Below are 14,765 nucleotides of genomic sequence, written 5' to 3'. Positions count from 1 at the left end.
CGCCCGCCCGGAGTGAACCATCAATGTCGCGCCCTCATCTGATCTGTAGCGGCCACCGTGGCGGACGGCAGCGAGTAAGCGAAGGACTGCACCGCGAAGCGGCTCGCCCTGGCGTTCACAGGGGCAAGCGGGTCGAGCCCGAGCGAGCCGAGGTCGAGGGCCGCGTGGTCGAACTCCGCTAGGTCGAACGCGTCTCCCTGGACGCGGCGTACGTTTATCGCGGGCCTCCAACCAGATCCGCTCACCACCTTGTACGACAGCGCTTGGCCGTGTACGCCGAGGTAGCGCTTGACCTCGAAATCAAGAACGGACGGTTCGAGGGCGCAGTGCTGACCCATGAATTCCCGACCCAGCGAAGGGTTCCAAGTCCCGGTACGGCAGCGAGAACTGCAGGTGCTTGGTGACCAGGATCGAGTCAGCGGTTCGCCATCCTTGCCGACCCGGTCGGTCATCAAGCCGACAGGCTCCATCGAGGGCGCTCGAGGCGTCCCAGGTCGCGCAGCAGCCGGGACTCGTGCATCGCGAGGTGCTCCAGCACCTCCTTGATCGGGTACAGCTGGCGAGGCGATTGGTGGGTTCGTTGGGCGAGGGCCAGGCGGCGCATACAAAGCAGGGATCTGAGTCTCGAGTCTGCCATCTCTTGCCGCTCCAGGGTGCCGAGTTCGGCGTCCAGAGCTGCTCCCGCCGGCGGTTGGTCGCGTGGCGTCAACCGGCTGGTCGAAGGTGTACCGGAGCGCTGCTAGACCTACAGGTCCAGCGTCAGGTCGCTGGTCGGTCTGGCGCAGCACAGCAGCGTGTTGCCTGGCGCGGGAAGATCGAGAGGTTCGGGTTGGTAGGTAACGTTGCCGGCAACCACGGCGGTCTCGCAGCGGTGGCATACACCAGTGCGGCAGGACCAGGTCACCGGCACGTCGCACTCCTCGGCCAGGTCCAGGAGGCTGCGCCAGCGTGCGCTGTCGAAGCCCGCCGAGATCCTGGAGCGGGCAAAGCTGACCTGCGGTCCTCCGACGGCTGGCGGACTGGGCTCGTGTGGGTGCCGCAAGACGATGTGCGCGCTGATCGTCCCGAAGGTCTCGGTGCGGACGTCCTCGGCATCGATGCCGAGGCGTTGCAGCATGCCGCTCACCTCGGCCATGAATCCCGGCGGTCCACACAGGAAGGCCTGACTGTGCGGCGACAGCCGGAGGGCCGTCAGGTGCTCGCCGGCGAGGCGCCCCGCCGCGTCGAAGTGCTCACCGAGCTGGTCCTGCGGCCTTGGCTGGGTGTAGAGCACCAAGGACGTGGCCTGTGGCAGCGCGGTGAGCAACTCTCGGGCCTCGTCGGCGAAGGCGTGTTCGGCGCCGCAGCGGGCCACGTGAATCCAGGCCACCGGCCGGGGGCTATGTCGCTCGGCCAGGGCACCGAGCATGGCGAGCACGGGTGTCACACCGATACCGGCGCTGATCAGGACCACGGCGCCGACTCCGCCGGGCTCGAGTACGAACGAGCCTCGCGGAGCACCGAGCTCGACCACGTCGCCGGCCTTCAACATCTCGTGCACGATTGCGCTGGTGCGCCCCGAGCGCTTCACGGATATGCGCAGCGAGCGCCCGTTGCCATGCGCCGAGAGCGAATAGCTGCGCGTCAGCGCTGCAGCCAGTCCGTCGGCCAGTCGCAGAGTGATGAACTGGCCGGGACGGTGCGGCGGCGCTGCCGTCCCGTCCGCAGGCTCGAGCAACAGTGAGCGCACGCCGGCGGTTTCGGAGACTGTCTGAACGATGCGGAACTCCCGGAATCCGGCGTACGCCGGAGGGTGCCCGGCGAGCGGCGACAGTCCACGGTTTCCGAGCTGTCCAGCGTGGTGCTGATCTAACAGCTGGCGGAAGGACTGCTTCCAGCCCTCGGGGAGCGCCGGGTTTTCCAGCGCCATGCGCATGGTGTGGTCGTCGTGGTCTGGGGTGTAGAGCAGGTCCGAGACGCGCCTGACGCTCAGGCCGTGCGGACCCGTGCTGGTCCGGACGATCGGGTCGCCAACGCCGACCTCACCCTCCTCGAGCACTCGCAGGTAGAACCCTGGGCGGCCATGGCCGGTGAGTAGCGCCGGCATCCGCGGCTCGTCGAGTCGGATGCCGACCTTGTAGCAGGTGACCCGCGGCTGGGTGACCTCGAACAACGCCGAGCCGATGGCATACCGGTCGCCGATGCAGACGTCCTCGTCGGACAGGCCGTCGACAGTGAAGTTCTCGCCGAATTGCCCGAACCCAGGCAGCGAGCGTCGTAGCTGCCGCTCCCAGTACCGATACGAGGCGACCTGGTAGACGAACACGGCCCTGTGTTCTCCGCCGTGCCCGACGAGATCCGCTTGCGCATCCCCGGCGACGTTGAGCCTGTCGACCCAACGGCGGTCCGGCACGGGCTCCTTCCAGATCGCGCTGCGTACCTGCTGGCCTCGCCAGGCGATCGTGCGGGGCTTCCCGACATTGACGGATACGAGTCTCATGGGTGATGCATCTTCCTGGCAGGCTCGATTCTGAATGGGGGCCTGGCGGGGCGGACGCACCACACCAGGTGGTGAGCGTCTGCATTCAGCCGACGTGGCGGCCGAGGAAGTCGCGGATCCTTTCGGCGATGAAGTCAGACTCCTCCTCCAAGGCGAAGTGCCCGGTGTCGAGCAGGTGCAACTCTGCCTCGGGTAGGTCGCGCAGGTAGGCCTCGGCGCCCTTGGGGCCGAAGATCTCGTCGTTGCGGCCCCAAACGATGAGCGTCGGCGGCTGGTACACACGGAAGTACTCCTGGAAGGCGGGGTAGCCGTCGAGGTTGTTCTTGTAGTCGCGGAACAAACTGAGCTGGATCTCGCGATTGCCCGGTCGATCCAGGTTGGCGTCGTCGAGCGTCCAGGCGTCGGGGGAAATGTTCTCCGGGTCGCGGGTCCCGTGCGTCCACTGCCACTGGTTGGCCTCGTGGGTGAGGTACTTGCGCACCTCGGCCTCCGTCTCGGGGTTGGGGTCGGTCGCGTAGGCGAACAGCGGCTCCCAGAACGGCGTGAATCCCTCGAGGTAGGCGTTGCCGGACTGGGTGACGATGGCCGCGACGCGATCAGGGTTTCGCTGAGCCAGGCGGAGTCCGATCGGTGCACCGTAGTCCTGGATGTAAACCGAGAATCGGTCCAAGCCGAGCTCGTCAACGAACCTGAGGATCAGTTCGTAGAAGGACTCGAACGAGTATTCGAAGTCGTCGGCCGAGGGGAACGAGCTGTGTCCGAAGCTTGGGTAGTCCGGCGCCACGAGGTGATAGCGGTCGGCGAGCTTGGGGATCAGGTCGCGGTACATGTGCGATGAGGTCGGGAACCCGTGGAGGAGCAAGAGCGTCGGGTTGGCCGGATCACCGGCCTCGCGGTAGAAGATGTCCAGACCGTCGACGTCGACGAAACGGTGCTTGGTCTGTGTGCCTGGTCCGGCAGCGGTGTCGGGGTTCATTGCGACTGCTCCTTCGTGGGCCCGGTTACTGGCGATTGCGGCCTCGGCGTGATCTCGATCCGCCGCGTGCCGCGTGGGTGCCACAGGGTCGGCGATGATCGAGGGCACGCTCGGTGCGGACTCGCAATTCACGGTTGACAGCACACCGTGTGGCGGCGGGCTCGGTCGTCACCCGCAAGTGGGGTTCAGAGTGGAATTCCCGCGAACCCCGCAGGTAGCCCCTGGCCCGAAGGTGGTAAGGCGCGGGGCAGACCTCCGAGGCGAAAGCCGCGTGTATGCGGCCGGAGACGCACAGCGAGATCAAAGGCGGGTCTGCGTCGGCGGTCAGGCGGCGATAAATGCCTCCACAACGCCGGGCAATCTCCTGTGATGTGGTGAGTGGTGCAGGCAATGAGTGAACAGCCTGAGACATCCTCTCGAGAATCGGCGGCCGATCGGTCGACCGGCTTGGTGGCGACCAAGCTGTACCTGCCACGGACGCCTCCGGGCTTCGTTCCGCGCCAGCGACTGGTGGAGCGGCTTGAACAGGGGCTGGCGCGGGAATTGATGCTTGCGTGCGCGCCAGCCGGGTTCGGCAAGACCGCCATGCTGGCCGAATGGAGCCAACGGCGACGGCGTCCGGTGGCGTGGCTTTCGCTGGACATCGGTGACGACGACCCCGTGCGTTTCTGGCGCCATGCCGCTGCCGCACTGGACCGAGTGCGGCCCGGCATCGCTGATCGGGTCACCCCGCTGCTCACTCGACCGGCGCCGGCGACGTTCGAGGGTCTGGTCTCGGCATTGATCAATGAGCTCGCAGCCGATCCGCAGGAGCTGGTGCTGGTACTTGACGACTACCACCTCGTGGACGCTCACCAGGTGCACACCTCGATGACGTTCCTGCTTGAGCACCTACCACCGGCCTTCACCTCGTGCCGGCCAGCCGATCGGACCCCCAACTGCAGTTGGCGCGGCTGCGGGCACGCGGTCAGCTCGCCAAACTACGCGCGAACGAAATGCGCTTCACCATGGACGAGGCGGCGGCATTCCTCCACGATGCGGTCGGGACCGACCTACCCAGGGAGGCGGTAGCGGCGTTGGCGACCCAGACCGAGGGTTGGGCGGCCGGGCTGCAACTGGCGGCGTTGTCGCTCCAGAGACATCCTGACGCCGCTGGGCTCGCGGCGACCTTCTCCGGCAGTCATCGCTATGTCCTCGACTATCTGACCAGCGAGGTACTCGAGCTCCAGCCCGAACCCGTCCGCACGTTCCTGTTGGAGACGTCGGTGCTGGAACGGCTGTGCGGAGCACTGTGCGACGCCGTCACCGGCCGCAGCGACGGACAGGTGATGCTCGAGACGATCGAGCGAGCCAATCTGTTCTTGGTGCCGCTGGACGAGGTACGCGGTTGGTGGCGCTACCACCATCTGTTCGCCGACCTGCTCCGTACCGGCTGCAGAAGGGGCAACCACAGCGCGCGCTGGTGTTGAACCGCAATGCAGCCGCCTGGCACGAGGAGCACGGCATGGCCGACGACGCCGTAAGGCACGCGGCTGCGAGGGACGCCGCCTGGGCCGCTCGGGTGATCGAGCAGAATGCCGACGCGCTCCACCTGCGCAGTGAGAGCGCAACCCTGCAGCGCTGGCTCGCTGCGATGCCCGCCGACTCGGCTGGCTCCTCGTCTCGGCTGTCACTCGTGCAGGCCCGCCTGGCCCTTCTCAGCGGACGAGTGCGACCGGTCGAGGGGCTGCTCGATGCCGCCGAGAGCGTGGAAGGGCGATCCGGGCGCAGCCGATGAACCCTACGAGCCGTCTGTCGGCCGGGACGCGAGTGTCTTTACTAATGTCCCCGCGATGGTCGCGGCCAGTCGCGCCTTTCTGGCCGAGCTCCACGGCGATGCTGACAGCACGATCTCTTTCGCCTCGCGGGCCCTTGATGAGCTCGGCGAAGGGGACTGGATGCTTCAGTCGCTGGCCCGTGGTCACATTGCCATCGCCGAGTGGATGCGTGGCCGACTTCCTCAGGCCGAGCGCAGCTTCGGCAAGCTCATTGAAGAATGGATGGCGGCTGGCGCGTCCACCCTCGTCGCCTGGGGCTGCCATCACCTTGGCCAGATCCAGCGCGCCCGGGGCGACCTGGATGCGGCGCTCGACACCTACCAAAGGATGCTCGCGATGGCGACAGCGTCGAGCAGTTCGCGCCTGCCGGCTGCCGGCGTCGCCTATGTGGGGATGGCGGAGGTGGCATACCAGCGTGACGAGCTCGATAGTGCCCTCGGCCTTGTCACGGATGGGATTCCGCTGTGCCGCCGGCTCACCTACACCCAACCGTTGGCCAACGGCCTGGCTACCCTGGCGTTGATCCGCCACGCGGCGGGCGACAACGTCGGCGCGCTGGACGCCATCACCGAGGCCGAGCAGATCGCTCCCAGCCCGGAGGTCGCCGATCTGCTCGACCCGGTCTGGGCGCAACGCGCACGGCTGCTCCTTGCCGATGGCGACATGGCCGCGGCCGCCCGCTGGACCGAGCAGCGCGGCCTGGGGGCGGACGAGGAAGTGATCTACTCACGAGAGCCGGCGTATCTGATGCTCGCGCGGATGTTGCTCGCCAGCCACGCAGCCGATCGAGCGATCCGCCTGCTGGGACGCTTGTACGGCCATGCGGCGGCCCACGGCCGCACCGGCAGTCTGATCGAGATCCAAGCGCTCATGGCGCTGGCGCTGGAGGCCGACGGGGATCAGGCGCGTGCAGTGACCACCCTGGCTGCGGCTGTCACTCACGCGCACCCACAGGGCTACATCCGGGTCTTCGTAGACGAAGGTCCCGCGATGGCCGCCTTGCTAGGGCAGCTCATCGCTAGCCAGCCACGACCTCTCACCGCTTCTGGCACCGTGCCCATGGGCTACGTCAGCCGGCTGGCGAGGGCGAGTCGACGGGACGCCGCCTGCCTGGGCTCTGCCAAGGGATCGAGCCCGGCGACCGCCGGTGACATGGTCACCGCGCTCAGCGACCGCGAACTACAAGTCTTGTACCTGGTCGCGGCCGGCAAGCAGAACCGCGAGATCGCCGACGAGCTCTACATCACGCGCGACACGGTCAAGAAGCACGTCACCCACATCTTCGACAAGCTCGGCGCGGCCAACCGCACTCAGACCACCGCCCGCGCACGGGACCTCGGCCTCCTCAGCTGACCGGCGGGCCGATGCCAGGGCGATCGGCACGTTAGCTGGTGTACGGTGCGCCGACGATCCAGCCGCCGATGTGGTCTGGGCTGGACTTGGATGTGTTCGAGTATGACCTGGGCGCCGACCCAGATCGTGCCGGGCTCCATCACCCAGCTGTCGAGGCCAGGTCGACCGCCGAATCTATGACGGATGCCCCGGAAGACGTCAAGGTCTTGGGCCCCGGTGCCGGGGTCGATGGAGGTGACAATACAGCGGCCACGGAAGGAGTGGATGCCGATAACGGCCTCGCCGATGACCAGGGCGTGCCCCGGCGAGTCTTGTTCGGCGCGTGCCGGTACGCCACCGATCAAGAGGTTAAGGCGGAGTCGGCGCACGTCGGCGCCGAGCTCGGCGACTGCTCCGTCGGTGGCGACAAGCAGGTTGAGCACGTCGAAGCGCTCCGGCGCGGCGTAGGCAACCAGCCCGGCGTCCGGTCCAGCCGCGGCCTGCACTACCTCGGCGGCAACCGGGGTGTCCCATGGGTGACCGACCACCCAGGGGACACCGCTAGGTCCGGTGGCGGCGGGATGGTCAGCAGCCGGTGCCGGGTTCGCCCGGTCAGCGGTCCGCGGCGGGCCCGGACATGGACGGTCCGGTCACCGGCGATGCCATCGGCTGTCAGCCGCGTCGAGCGCCTCGCCGGCCAATGACTTGACCGGATAGCGCCACAGTCCCTCGACGTACACCATTGCCCTCCCGCGTCTGGTCAGGCGATGACAACCGGGAATCAATCTCGACCCCCCGGCGGCCTTGTTGAAGTAGTTCGTCAGCACGTTGAGCGCGACATGCCCTATCATCTCCGCGATCCCCTCGTCGGTAACCCCGGCCGCCCGGGCGAGATCCGCAACGCCGTGGATCTCCCGCAGCTTGGGCGCCAGACACTTGGTCCCGTGATCGAGCTCGGCTTCGAGGCTGTTGATGTCGATGTCAGCTGACGGATTCGCTCGATCAGATCGGCGGCAAGCCGCGTGATGACACTGTCGTGGCAAGCGAGCCCGTCCGCGGAGGCGCGGAGAGCGCTTGAACGCGGTCAGGCAACGAGGGCGTGGATCCCACTCCGGGCCGATCTCGTGCAGGTGCCAGCGAAGCCGGATGATGTGCCGGGTGCGCTAGGCGATCAGGTCTTCCCAGTGCCCGGGGACGGCACGGTCCTCGACCTCGGCGGGCCGCTGGCTGATCATCGCCTCCGGTGTCACGTGACCGTTGGCCCGCTGGCGGGCTCTGGAGCGGGGGGACGCGAAGCGCGCCTCTCCTTCAGCCCGGTGTTCCAGTGGACCGACCACAAGATCGACGTCCATGCCTTTCCTGCACCCGCGCCCTCATAGTCGCCCGCCTCGTGGTGCACGAGACCGGGGCTGCGCCAGGCACACCCGACTGGTGCGCCGTAGTCCTGGTGTAGACCAAGAACTCGTCTAGCACGAGCTTGTCCAGGCGCTCCAGCATCAACGCCGGAGTCCTTCCTTGGTCTGGGGGCGGGGGCAGCGGCCAGGCCCGGAACCGGGAGGGTGATCCCGGGCGGCCACTGCCCACGCCCGGTCATCCCCGCTCGGCCGCCGGGCGCACCAAGGACTCCGGCGGCGTTCCAGGCCGCGCGTCTGGATAATGACGTGTCTGCACGAAGATGCCTTTCGAGACAATTGACAGCACGGCAATGCCATCAACGATGGACGGTGCGGACGCCACGTGGCGTAATCGCTGACGAATGCGCAAGCGACAGCATGGCATTGTGAAAGGAAATGAACACGGCGCGGGCGGCTCCATTCATATGTCGTTGCGCTCGTCGTACCCGGACGGTCGGTCTGGACATGCAGTCTTCCGACGTCCGCCTGGCAGCACGTGACCCGAGGGTGGAAGCCCGGTTGGAGTCCATCGCACCGGACGCCGGTTGGGGTTCTATGGCTTGCAGCCGATCACGCCGCGCAGGCATGTGGCTTGTACCGAGGGAACCGATCTTGGAAGCGCGACAGCGACGGGCATCCTGGCCCGGGCGGACGTTTCTGGCATGCGCGTCCAGCAGACTCCTGCTCAGGCACACGACCCGGTCACGTCACGGGCGCCGCTGTTCTCATCTCCGTGAACACTCGGTCCGCTGGACTCGTGAGCGCCCGCTCAGCCGCAATGTGGATGTCGTGGGTCCCTGCGGTCGCCATACCGCCCGTGTATCAGTCAGGGCGGCGCGTGGACTGGGTCGCGCGGTAGCGGGTCGGCGGAAGTCCGTAGGTGGCGACGAACGCTTGACGCAGGGTCTCGGCGGTTCCCATCCCGCATCGGGCCGCCACGTCGGGCATCGGCAGGGCGGTGGTGGCAAGCAGCCTGGCGGCAGCTTCCATGCGCGCCCGGTGGACGTATCGGCCAGGCGTCTGCCCGACGTGGTCGAGAAACAGCCTGGTGAGATGGCGCACGCTGACGCCCGTCGCCTCGGCCAGCCGGAGGTTGGTCAGGTCCCCGTCGAGGTGGGCCAGCACGAACTCTGCGGCCTGCCGGACGACATGGTTCTCCGGCGGCGGCGGCGACGTGTAGACGCTCATCTGTGCCTGGTTGCCCGGACGCTGCAGGTAGGTGACCAGGTCCCGAGCAACCTGCCGGGCTAGCTCGGCGCCGTAGTCCTCCTCGATGAAGGCTAGTGTCACGTCGAGCGCGCTGGTGACACCCGCCGCCGTCACCACTCGGCCGTCGCGGATGAAGATCGGGTCGGGGTCGACCGTGACGGCCTTGTACCGGGCGGCGAGCTGGCCCGCGAACCGCCAGTGGGTGGTCGCACGGTGGCCATCGAGCAGCCCGGCGGCGGCGAGGACCGACGCACCGGTGCACACCGACGCCACCCGACGACTCTCCCGCGCTAGCCGGCGCACGTGCGCGACGAGCGCCGGATCGTCGGCCGCCCGCTGGTGGCCCAGTCCACCGGAGATGATCAACGTGTCGAACGGACCGGTCACCTTCTCCAAGGTCTCCTGCACCTGCAAGGTCAGACCGGAGTCGCAGGTGATCGGACGGCCGCCGGGTGCGGCCACGGAGATGCGGTAGCCAGGACGAAGTGCGCCGATTGCGTTGGCCATGGCCAGCGTGGTGGTCACGCACGCGATGTCGAGCAACTCGGCATGCTCGTACCCGACGACAATCATCCGCCGCTCAGCCACGCCACTAATCCTAGGTCAGAATGACACCGATCACAGATATTCGGACGCACTGCTGCCAGGTTGTTCCGGATGCCGTATGCGTAATGCGAACGTTCGGCCCATGACCGCAGAAGTCGACACGCGCGGCCGGCCCGGCCCCGGCCTCGGTCTCCCCTGGCTCGTTCGCCGATGGCCGACCTCGCCGACCATCGGACCGGTCTTGCTGACCGGATTCGGGCTGGACCGCCGCCGCGATCTCACGACCCTCCCCATCCTGCTCGCCCCCCTCGCCGGCCTCGACCAGACGGCGGTCTTGTCTTTGGTCGCCGCCGGCTTCATCGTCTTGGGCGCACTGCCCCAGCCTGCGGTCCTCGCATTGCCGACGGCCGCCACCGTCGTCGCACTGACGACTCTGCTAGCCCCGAACGCGAACCCAGTTCTCGATGGGTCGCTCCTGGCCGCCGGACTGTTCCGCCACGCCGCCTGGAACCTGTCCCACCACCGCGCCGACAAGATCGTCACTCCGATCGTTCGCCAAGTGGTACGCCGTCCTCGACTCACTTCCGATTCGGCGGCAGGGAAGGCACCGGCGACCGCATGATCCGCCTACTCGGCCGGACAAGCGAGCTCGAGACGCTCGAGCGCGCGGTACGGCAGGCATGCGAGGGCTCGCTCGCCCTGCTCCAGGTCGAAGCAGAAACAGGGCTCGGCAAGACTCGCCTACTTGACGAGCTTGCTGCCGGCCTCGCCGGCGTCCGAGTCGGACGGGCAACCTGTTCCGCGCTCGAGCAGCACCTGCCTTACGTGCCGCTCGCGGCCGCCCTCCGCGACGCCCTGCAGGGCATCGAGCTCGACAGCCGGCAGCTTCGCCCGCTCCGCAGGATCCTGCCCGAGCTCAGCTTGAGCGACCCGCCACAGCAGTTCGCGGAGGTGGACGCACTCGAAGCGCTCGTAGGACTCGTCGCCGAGCAGGCCCCACTCGTGCTGCTGCTCGACGACCTGCACTGGGCCGACCCCCACACGCTTGCCGCGCTCAGCTACTTGCAGCGCCGCGGTGCCGGCATCCCCGCCGCCGTCGTCACAGCGATTCGAAGCGAACAAGCGCCCCCGGACCGCCGGGTCCGCCGCATGCGGCCGGAGCTGGTCGTGCGCCTACAACCCCTCAGCCCCGCGGAGGTCGCGCCGCTCGGAATCCCCGGGCTGCATGATCTGACCGGCGGTAATCCTCGTTTCGTTCTCGAAGCGATCGCAAACGGCAACCGGCCCGAACTGTCAGCGGCGTTCAGCGAGATGCTCCTCGCCCAGTGCCGCACCGAGGGCGCCTTGGCCTACCGCCTCCTCCTCGCTGTCTCCACTCTTGTGCAGCCGTTCGAGCCGGAGCCGCTCGCGATTATGCTCCAGGTCGACCTGGCCAAGGTCGTCGACGAGCTGGAGCGCCTCTGCGAACGGGGGATCCTGCGAATCGACGGTCCCGGCTTCCGCTTTCGCTACCAACTCTTGCGCGGTGTGCTTCTCGCGAACCTCTCACCCGCCCGGCAACGCATGCTAAGCCAGCGACTCCGCGCGCCGGACGAGTTGGACGAGCGAAGGTCCGCACTGAGCATTGGAGCGGCGCCGCTAAACGAACGCGGCCGACCGGCGCGGATGTTCGAACACGGCCCCGCCGCTGGGCAAACCGCCACTTGGTCAAGCTCGCCGGCCGCCGCAGGCCCTGTGGTACCGCTAACTGAGCGGGAGCTGGAGGTGCTGCACCTAGTTGCAGCAGGCAAACGCAACCGGGATATCGCAGACGAACTCTACGTGACACGCGATACGATCAAGAAGCATGTGACGCACATCCTCGACAAACTCGGCGCCGCAAGCCGCACCCAGGCGACCGCCCGCGCCTACGAAATCGGCCTAGTCGGCTGACCCACTAGCGATCGCGTACCGACCTGTGGCAGAGCCACGTGCCTGTCTGACGATCTTGGCTCACGCCGTGGCGCCGCAGTTCCCGGTGTCTCGATGATTCAGAGCTTTGCGATGTCGTCTCGCCTCCAAGCGAGAGAACCAATCTCGCGATCACGAACCGTCAACCATACACATCCGGCCGCATCTCAGCCGATGACGATCCGTTGCCCCTAGCAACTGTCAATGGCGACTCCCCGGCGGACTCTGGCCTGAGCGCGCTCGTGCGCCTTCCTGCGTTAGGACCGCGCGGGCCCGACCGTCGGGCAGCTGGGGACGGAGGCTCGCCTGGTGGTCAGCGGTTAGCTGCTGATCGGTTGCCCAATGAGCGCATGAAGGCCGTGCAGATTGATTCCACCCTGGGTTTCCACCTTTGAGTGACGACCGCCTCGGCCAGAACTCCTACGTTCTGCGAGTACAAAGCGTCCGTTCTGGACGAGTGCATGCGCCCGGCTTGGGGCGGGCTTTCCAAACTTTGTGGAGGGAGTGTGTGATGCGCCGGATGAGTGCCGTCGGATTGGTCAGCGTGCTCGTCGCGACCGTGCTCGGAGCGACGAGCCCGTCCCTGGCAACTGCCTTTGGCGGACGGACAATGCAGACCGGGGACTACATCATCGTGCTCGACGAAGGGACAGATGCCTCGGCGGTAGCCACGGAACACGCCCGCCGGTACGGGGTCACAGCGGGCCATGTCTACGGGTATGCGCTGCACGGCTATTCCGCGCAGCTGACCGCCAGGGCAGCCACCCGGATCGCCGCGGATCCGCGGGTCGCCTCCATCCATCCGGATCGGGTGGTGACCTCCGCGGCACAGCCGCTGCCTACCGGGATCGACCGTGTCGACGCCGAAGCGAGCCCGACGGCTGGCATCGACGGTGTGGACACGCGGGTGGACGTCGACGTGGCGGTGATCGACACCGGAGTCGACCTGAGACACCCCGACCTCAATGTCGTCCGCGCCAAGAACTGCTCGTCGGAGCGAGGCAGCAACGACCAGAACGGCCACGGTACCCATGTCGCGGGCATCGTCGGCGCTCTTGACAACAACGTCGGCGTGACCGGGGTCGCCCCGGGTGCTCGGATCTGGTCGGTGCGCGTCCTCAAAGCCGACGGTTCCGGCCTGTTCTCAGACGTCATCTGCGGGATCGACTTCGTCACGGCCAACGCATCCCGGATCGAGGTGGCCAACATGAGCCTCGGCGGATTCGCAGACGACAGCACCTGCGGAACCGGGGTCGACGTACTACACGAGGCCATCTGCACGTCGGTGGCCAGCGGGGTTACCTACGTTGTCGCTGCCGGCAACAACTATGGCGATGCCGGCAACATCGTGCCAGCCACCTACGACGAGGTGATCACCGTCAGTGCGCTCGCCGACTTCGACGGCAGGCCCGGCGGCCTCGGCGGCCCAACCTGCGCGTACGACGTGGACGATACGCTCGCCGACTTCTCCAACACCGGCACCGATATCGACCTGATCGCCCCCGGACTGTGTATCCACTCGACGTGGAACAACGGCGGATACAACACGATCTCGGGCACATCGATGGCCAGCCCACACGCGGCCGGCGCTGCCGCGCTCTACCTGGCGAACCACCCCGGTTCCTCGCCCACCACAGTCAAGTCCGCACTCCAGGCCGCCGGAACGACCGACTGGAACAACATCGACGACCGCGACGGCCTCAAGGAGAAACTGGTCAACGTCGCAAGCTTCTGACCAACCGACACGTTCTTCCACGCCACACTCATCCGTACCGCGCGGCCGCCGCCTGTTGAGGCGACGGCTGCCCTGGGAGTGTCAGACGAACCGGTCCGAGGATCACAAGGCCATGCTTCGAGGTTTACGAACTACTTCTACAAGACCGCTGAAACCGATATCGACTGGCCCGTCGTGCGCCACACCCACAAGCACTGACGAGGCTCCGGCACTGCCTCGCGTTTACACCCGGGCGCGAGCCAGTACCGCCGCCACCGAAGGAGCACGCATGTCCCGTCTACCACTTCCCCCGTTAACCGCCGAAACCACGACCCGGAACGTCCAACTGGCCGAGGATGCCTGGAACAGCCGCGACCCCGACAGAGTGGCCCTCGCCTACGCGCCGGACTCGGTATGGCACAACCGCAACGAGTTCCTGACCGGCCACGAGCAGATCGCCGTGCGCTTCCAGTACGAATGGCGCGACGCGGACAGCCAGCGGTGGCGCAGCCACGGCAACGAACCGTGGGAATTCGCCGACGGGTTTGTGGCAGGCCGCGAGGCGAGCAACGACGTCGAGACCGACGAGTTCGACCGCACCCTCTTTGGACGACGCACATGAACCGTTTCGCGCAACTTGCTTTCACCGAACGCGTCCAGGACCACCAGCGGGCGCATGGGAGCGACCGCGCCTACCGCCGCGTGCTGGACGGTCCGGCCGAACCCGATCGGCTCGGCCGCGACGAACAGGAGTTCATCGCTGAGCGCGACAGCTTCTACCTGGCCACGGGCAGCGAGACGGGCTAGCCGTACATCCAGCACCGCGGCGGCCCGCGCGGCTTCGTGCGCGTGCTAGACGACCATACGCTCGGGTTCGCCGACCTTCGCGGCAACCGGCAATACATCACCCGTGGCAACCTCGACCACGACAACCGAGTCTCGCTCTTCCTCATGGACTACGCTCGCCAGATGAGGTTGAAGATCCTCGGCCGAGCACAGGTCGTGGAAGGCGATCATGGACTGGCGGTCGAGGAATACCCCGCCAAGGTGGACCACACCGTGCTGATCGACGTCGAAGGGTTCAACTGGAACTGCGCTCAGCACATCCCGCAACTGTTCCCCCGCGACGCAGTAGACCACGCCCTTGGCCACCTCGAGGAACGCATCGCCGAGCTCGAACGCGAGAACGCGCGGCTGCGCGCGGGCCAGTCATGAGCGCTCCTCTGCTGCGCGAACCGATGCCCGTCGAGCTGGCGAACGCCACGTTCGCCGTACGCGGCCAGCTCCAAGACGGAGGGCTGCAGACCGAGGCGGACCTGGCCGCATGGCTGGACCAGGCCCGCGACCG

The 14,765-nt window shown here is 67.2% G+C and carries 20 protein-coding genes; 12 read left to right on the top strand and 8 right to left on the bottom strand.

Annotated elements, in window-relative coordinates:
* Nucleotides 1-20: 20 nt before the first annotated feature.
* The 4 genes from ACIBL3_RS44715 to ACIBL3_RS44700 all read right to left on the bottom strand — a co-directional run bounded on the left by ACIBL3_RS44715 (nt 21) and on the right by ACIBL3_RS44700 (nt 3,455).
* Nucleotides 21-452: a DUF885 family protein gene (locus ACIBL3_RS44715; RefSeq protein ID WP_396360111.1), complete on the bottom strand. Its 432-nt coding sequence runs from the start codon at nt 450-452 to the stop codon at nt 21-23.
* Nucleotides 452-637 carry a hypothetical protein gene (locus ACIBL3_RS44710; RefSeq protein WP_396360110.1) on the bottom strand — a complete coding sequence of 62 codons (186 nt, stop codon included), beginning with the start codon at nt 635-637 and terminating at the stop codon, nt 452-454. The genes ACIBL3_RS44715 and ACIBL3_RS44710 overlap by 1 nt, the downstream gene beginning before the upstream one ends.
* Before the next feature lie 108 nt (nt 638-745).
* Complete coding sequence (locus tag ACIBL3_RS44705) at nt 746-2,479, bottom strand: MOSC domain-containing protein (protein WP_396360109.1); 1,734 nt, start codon at nt 2,477-2,479, stop codon at nt 746-748.
* A gap of 85 nt (nt 2,480-2,564) precedes the next feature.
* Complete coding sequence (locus tag ACIBL3_RS44700) at nt 2,565-3,455, bottom strand: alpha/beta fold hydrolase (RefSeq protein ID WP_396360108.1); 891 nt, start codon at nt 3,453-3,455, stop codon at nt 2,565-2,567.
* A gap of 390 nt (nt 3,456-3,845) precedes the next feature.
* On the opposite strand from ACIBL3_RS44700, the gene ACIBL3_RS44695 reads away from it, so the two are divergent.
* From ACIBL3_RS44695 to ACIBL3_RS44680, 4 genes are read left to right on the top strand one after another with little or no spacing between them, the layout of a single operon-like run.
* Entirely contained in the window at nt 3,846-4,526 is a 681-nt protein-coding gene (locus ACIBL3_RS44695) for a hypothetical protein (RefSeq protein WP_396360107.1), read from the top strand.
* A 5-nt stretch (nt 4,527-4,531) separates the two neighbouring features.
* Nucleotides 4,532-4,924 carry a hypothetical protein gene (locus ACIBL3_RS44690; RefSeq protein WP_396360106.1) on the top strand — a complete coding sequence of 131 codons (393 nt, stop codon included), beginning with the start codon at nt 4,532-4,534 and terminating at the stop codon, nt 4,922-4,924.
* A complete protein-coding gene (locus ACIBL3_RS44685) occupies nt 4,918-5,232 on the top strand; it encodes a hypothetical protein (protein WP_396360105.1) in 315 nt (104 codons plus the stop codon). The genes ACIBL3_RS44690 and ACIBL3_RS44685 overlap by 7 nt, the downstream gene beginning before the upstream one ends.
* A gap of 55 nt (nt 5,233-5,287) precedes the next feature.
* On the top strand, nt 5,288-6,625 hold the full coding sequence (locus tag ACIBL3_RS44680; protein ID WP_396360104.1) for a LuxR C-terminal-related transcriptional regulator: 1,338 nt from the start codon (nt 5,288-5,290) through the stop codon (nt 6,623-6,625).
* Here ACIBL3_RS44680 and ACIBL3_RS44675 read toward each other — a convergent pair.
* Nucleotides 6,583-6,993, bottom strand: a complete 411-nt coding sequence (locus ACIBL3_RS44675) for an MOSC domain-containing protein (protein ID WP_396360131.1) — start codon at nt 6,991-6,993, stop codon at nt 6,583-6,585. The genes ACIBL3_RS44680 and ACIBL3_RS44675 overlap by 43 nt on opposite strands.
* Between ACIBL3_RS44675 and ACIBL3_RS44670 the strand changes: the two genes are divergently transcribed.
* Nucleotides 6,922-7,308, top strand: a complete 387-nt coding sequence (locus ACIBL3_RS44670; protein ID WP_396360137.1) for a hypothetical protein — start codon at nt 6,922-6,924, stop codon at nt 7,306-7,308. The two genes, ACIBL3_RS44675 and ACIBL3_RS44670, sit on opposite strands and share 72 nt — an antisense overlap.
* Here the strand turns inward: ACIBL3_RS44670 and ACIBL3_RS44665 are convergent.
* The gene (locus tag ACIBL3_RS44665) at nt 7,255-7,455 is read right to left on the bottom strand and encodes a hypothetical protein (protein WP_396360103.1); all 201 of its coding nucleotides are present in this window, start codon (nt 7,453-7,455) and stop codon (nt 7,255-7,257) included. The genes ACIBL3_RS44670 and ACIBL3_RS44665 overlap by 54 nt on opposite strands.
* Here ACIBL3_RS44665 and ACIBL3_RS44660 point away from each other — a divergent pair.
* Complete coding sequence (locus ACIBL3_RS44660; protein ID WP_396360136.1) at nt 7,372-7,593, top strand: hypothetical protein; 222 nt, start codon at nt 7,372-7,374, stop codon at nt 7,591-7,593. The two genes, ACIBL3_RS44665 and ACIBL3_RS44660, sit on opposite strands and share 84 nt — an antisense overlap.
* 174 nt (nt 7,594-7,767) lie before the next feature.
* Here the strand turns inward: ACIBL3_RS44660 and ACIBL3_RS44655 are convergent, their stop codons facing one another.
* The gene (locus tag ACIBL3_RS44655) at nt 7,768-7,956 is read right to left on the bottom strand and encodes a hypothetical protein (protein ID WP_396360135.1); all 189 of its coding nucleotides are present in this window, start codon (nt 7,954-7,956) and stop codon (nt 7,768-7,770) included.
* Nucleotides 7,957-8,820: 864 nt separating this feature from the next.
* A complete protein-coding gene (locus ACIBL3_RS44650; RefSeq protein ID WP_396360102.1) occupies nt 8,821-9,795 on the bottom strand; it encodes a GlxA family transcriptional regulator in 975 nt (324 codons plus the stop codon).
* A 100-nt stretch (nt 9,796-9,895) separates the two neighbouring features.
* On the opposite strand from ACIBL3_RS44650, the gene ACIBL3_RS44645 reads away from it, so the two are divergent.
* From ACIBL3_RS44645 to ACIBL3_RS44620, 6 genes are all read left to right on the top strand, one after another.
* Nucleotides 9,896-10,375 carry a hypothetical protein gene (locus tag ACIBL3_RS44645; RefSeq protein WP_396360101.1) on the top strand — a complete coding sequence of 160 codons (480 nt, stop codon included), beginning with the start codon at nt 9,896-9,898 and terminating at the stop codon, nt 10,373-10,375.
* Nucleotides 10,372-11,685, top strand: coding sequence for an AAA family ATPase (locus tag ACIBL3_RS44640; RefSeq protein ID WP_396360100.1), 1,314 nt, complete (start codon nt 10,372-10,374; stop codon nt 11,683-11,685). The genes ACIBL3_RS44645 and ACIBL3_RS44640 overlap by 4 nt, the downstream gene beginning before the upstream one ends.
* Before the next feature lie 538 nt (nt 11,686-12,223).
* Nucleotides 12,224-13,438, top strand: a complete 1,215-nt coding sequence (locus ACIBL3_RS44635) for a S8 family serine peptidase (RefSeq protein ID WP_396360099.1) — start codon at nt 12,224-12,226, stop codon at nt 13,436-13,438.
* 268 nt (nt 13,439-13,706) lie between these two features.
* Nucleotides 13,707-14,039, top strand: a complete 333-nt coding sequence (locus ACIBL3_RS44630; RefSeq protein ID WP_396360098.1) for a DUF1348 family protein — start codon at nt 13,707-13,709, stop codon at nt 14,037-14,039.
* The gene (locus ACIBL3_RS44625) at nt 14,036-14,224 is read left to right on the top strand and encodes a hypothetical protein (RefSeq protein WP_396360097.1); all 189 of its coding nucleotides are present in this window, start codon (nt 14,036-14,038) and stop codon (nt 14,222-14,224) included. Before ACIBL3_RS44630 ends, ACIBL3_RS44625 begins: the two co-directional genes overlap by 4 nt.
* A 6-nt stretch (nt 14,225-14,230) precedes the next feature.
* The gene (locus tag ACIBL3_RS44620; protein WP_396360130.1) at nt 14,231-14,632 is read left to right on the top strand and encodes a pyridoxamine 5'-phosphate oxidase family protein; all 402 of its coding nucleotides are present in this window, start codon (nt 14,231-14,233) and stop codon (nt 14,630-14,632) included.
* The last annotated feature ends 133 nt before the right edge of the window (nt 14,633-14,765 follow it).

This window comes from Kribbella sp. NPDC050124 (genome assembly GCF_044460355.1).
Classification (GTDB): Bacteria; Actinomycetota; Actinomycetes; order Propionibacteriales; family Kribbellaceae; genus Kribbella.
This window is presented reverse-complemented; position numbering and strand designations above follow the sequence as displayed.

What these genes read in the sequence shown, in the direction of transcription:
- ACIBL3_RS44715 (WP_396360111.1), bottom strand. Translation starts at nt 452, where the DNA reads ATGACCGACCGGGTCGGCAAGGATGGCGAACCGCTGACTCGATCCTGG.
- ACIBL3_RS44710 (WP_396360110.1), bottom strand. Translation starts at nt 637, where the DNA reads ATGGCAGACTCGAGACTCAGATCCCTGCTTTGTATGCGCCGCCTGGCC.
- ACIBL3_RS44705 (WP_396360109.1), bottom strand. Translation starts at nt 2,479, where the DNA reads ATGAGACTCGTATCCGTCAATGTCGGGAAGCCCCGCACGATCGCCTGG.
- ACIBL3_RS44700 (WP_396360108.1), bottom strand. Translation starts at nt 3,455, where the DNA reads ATGAACCCCGACACCGCTGCCGGACCAGGCACACAGACCAAGCACCGT.
- ACIBL3_RS44695 (WP_396360107.1), top strand. Translation starts at nt 3,846, where the DNA reads ATGAGTGAACAGCCTGAGACATCCTCTCGAGAATCGGCGGCCGATCGG.
- ACIBL3_RS44680 (WP_396360104.1), top strand. Translation starts at nt 5,288, where the DNA reads ATGGTCGCGGCCAGTCGCGCCTTTCTGGCCGAGCTCCACGGCGATGCT.
- ACIBL3_RS44660 (WP_396360136.1), top strand. Translation starts at nt 7,372, where the DNA reads ATGACAACCGGGAATCAATCTCGACCCCCCGGCGGCCTTGTTGAAGTA.
- ACIBL3_RS44665 (WP_396360103.1), bottom strand. Translation starts at nt 7,455, where the DNA reads ATGATAGGGCATGTCGCGCTCAACGTGCTGACGAACTACTTCAACAAG.
- ACIBL3_RS44655 (WP_396360135.1), bottom strand. Translation starts at nt 7,956, where the DNA reads ATGGACGTCGATCTTGTGGTCGGTCCACTGGAACACCGGGCTGAAGGA.
- ACIBL3_RS44645 (WP_396360101.1), top strand. Translation starts at nt 9,896, where the DNA reads ATGACCGCAGAAGTCGACACGCGCGGCCGGCCCGGCCCCGGCCTCGGT.
- ACIBL3_RS44640 (WP_396360100.1), top strand. Translation starts at nt 10,372, where the DNA reads ATGATCCGCCTACTCGGCCGGACAAGCGAGCTCGAGACGCTCGAGCGC.
- ACIBL3_RS44635 (WP_396360099.1), top strand. Translation starts at nt 12,224, where the DNA reads ATGAGTGCCGTCGGATTGGTCAGCGTGCTCGTCGCGACCGTGCTCGGA.
- ACIBL3_RS44630 (WP_396360098.1), top strand. Translation starts at nt 13,707, where the DNA reads ATGTCCCGTCTACCACTTCCCCCGTTAACCGCCGAAACCACGACCCGG.
- ACIBL3_RS44625 (WP_396360097.1), top strand. Translation starts at nt 14,036, where the DNA reads ATGAACCGTTTCGCGCAACTTGCTTTCACCGAACGCGTCCAGGACCAC.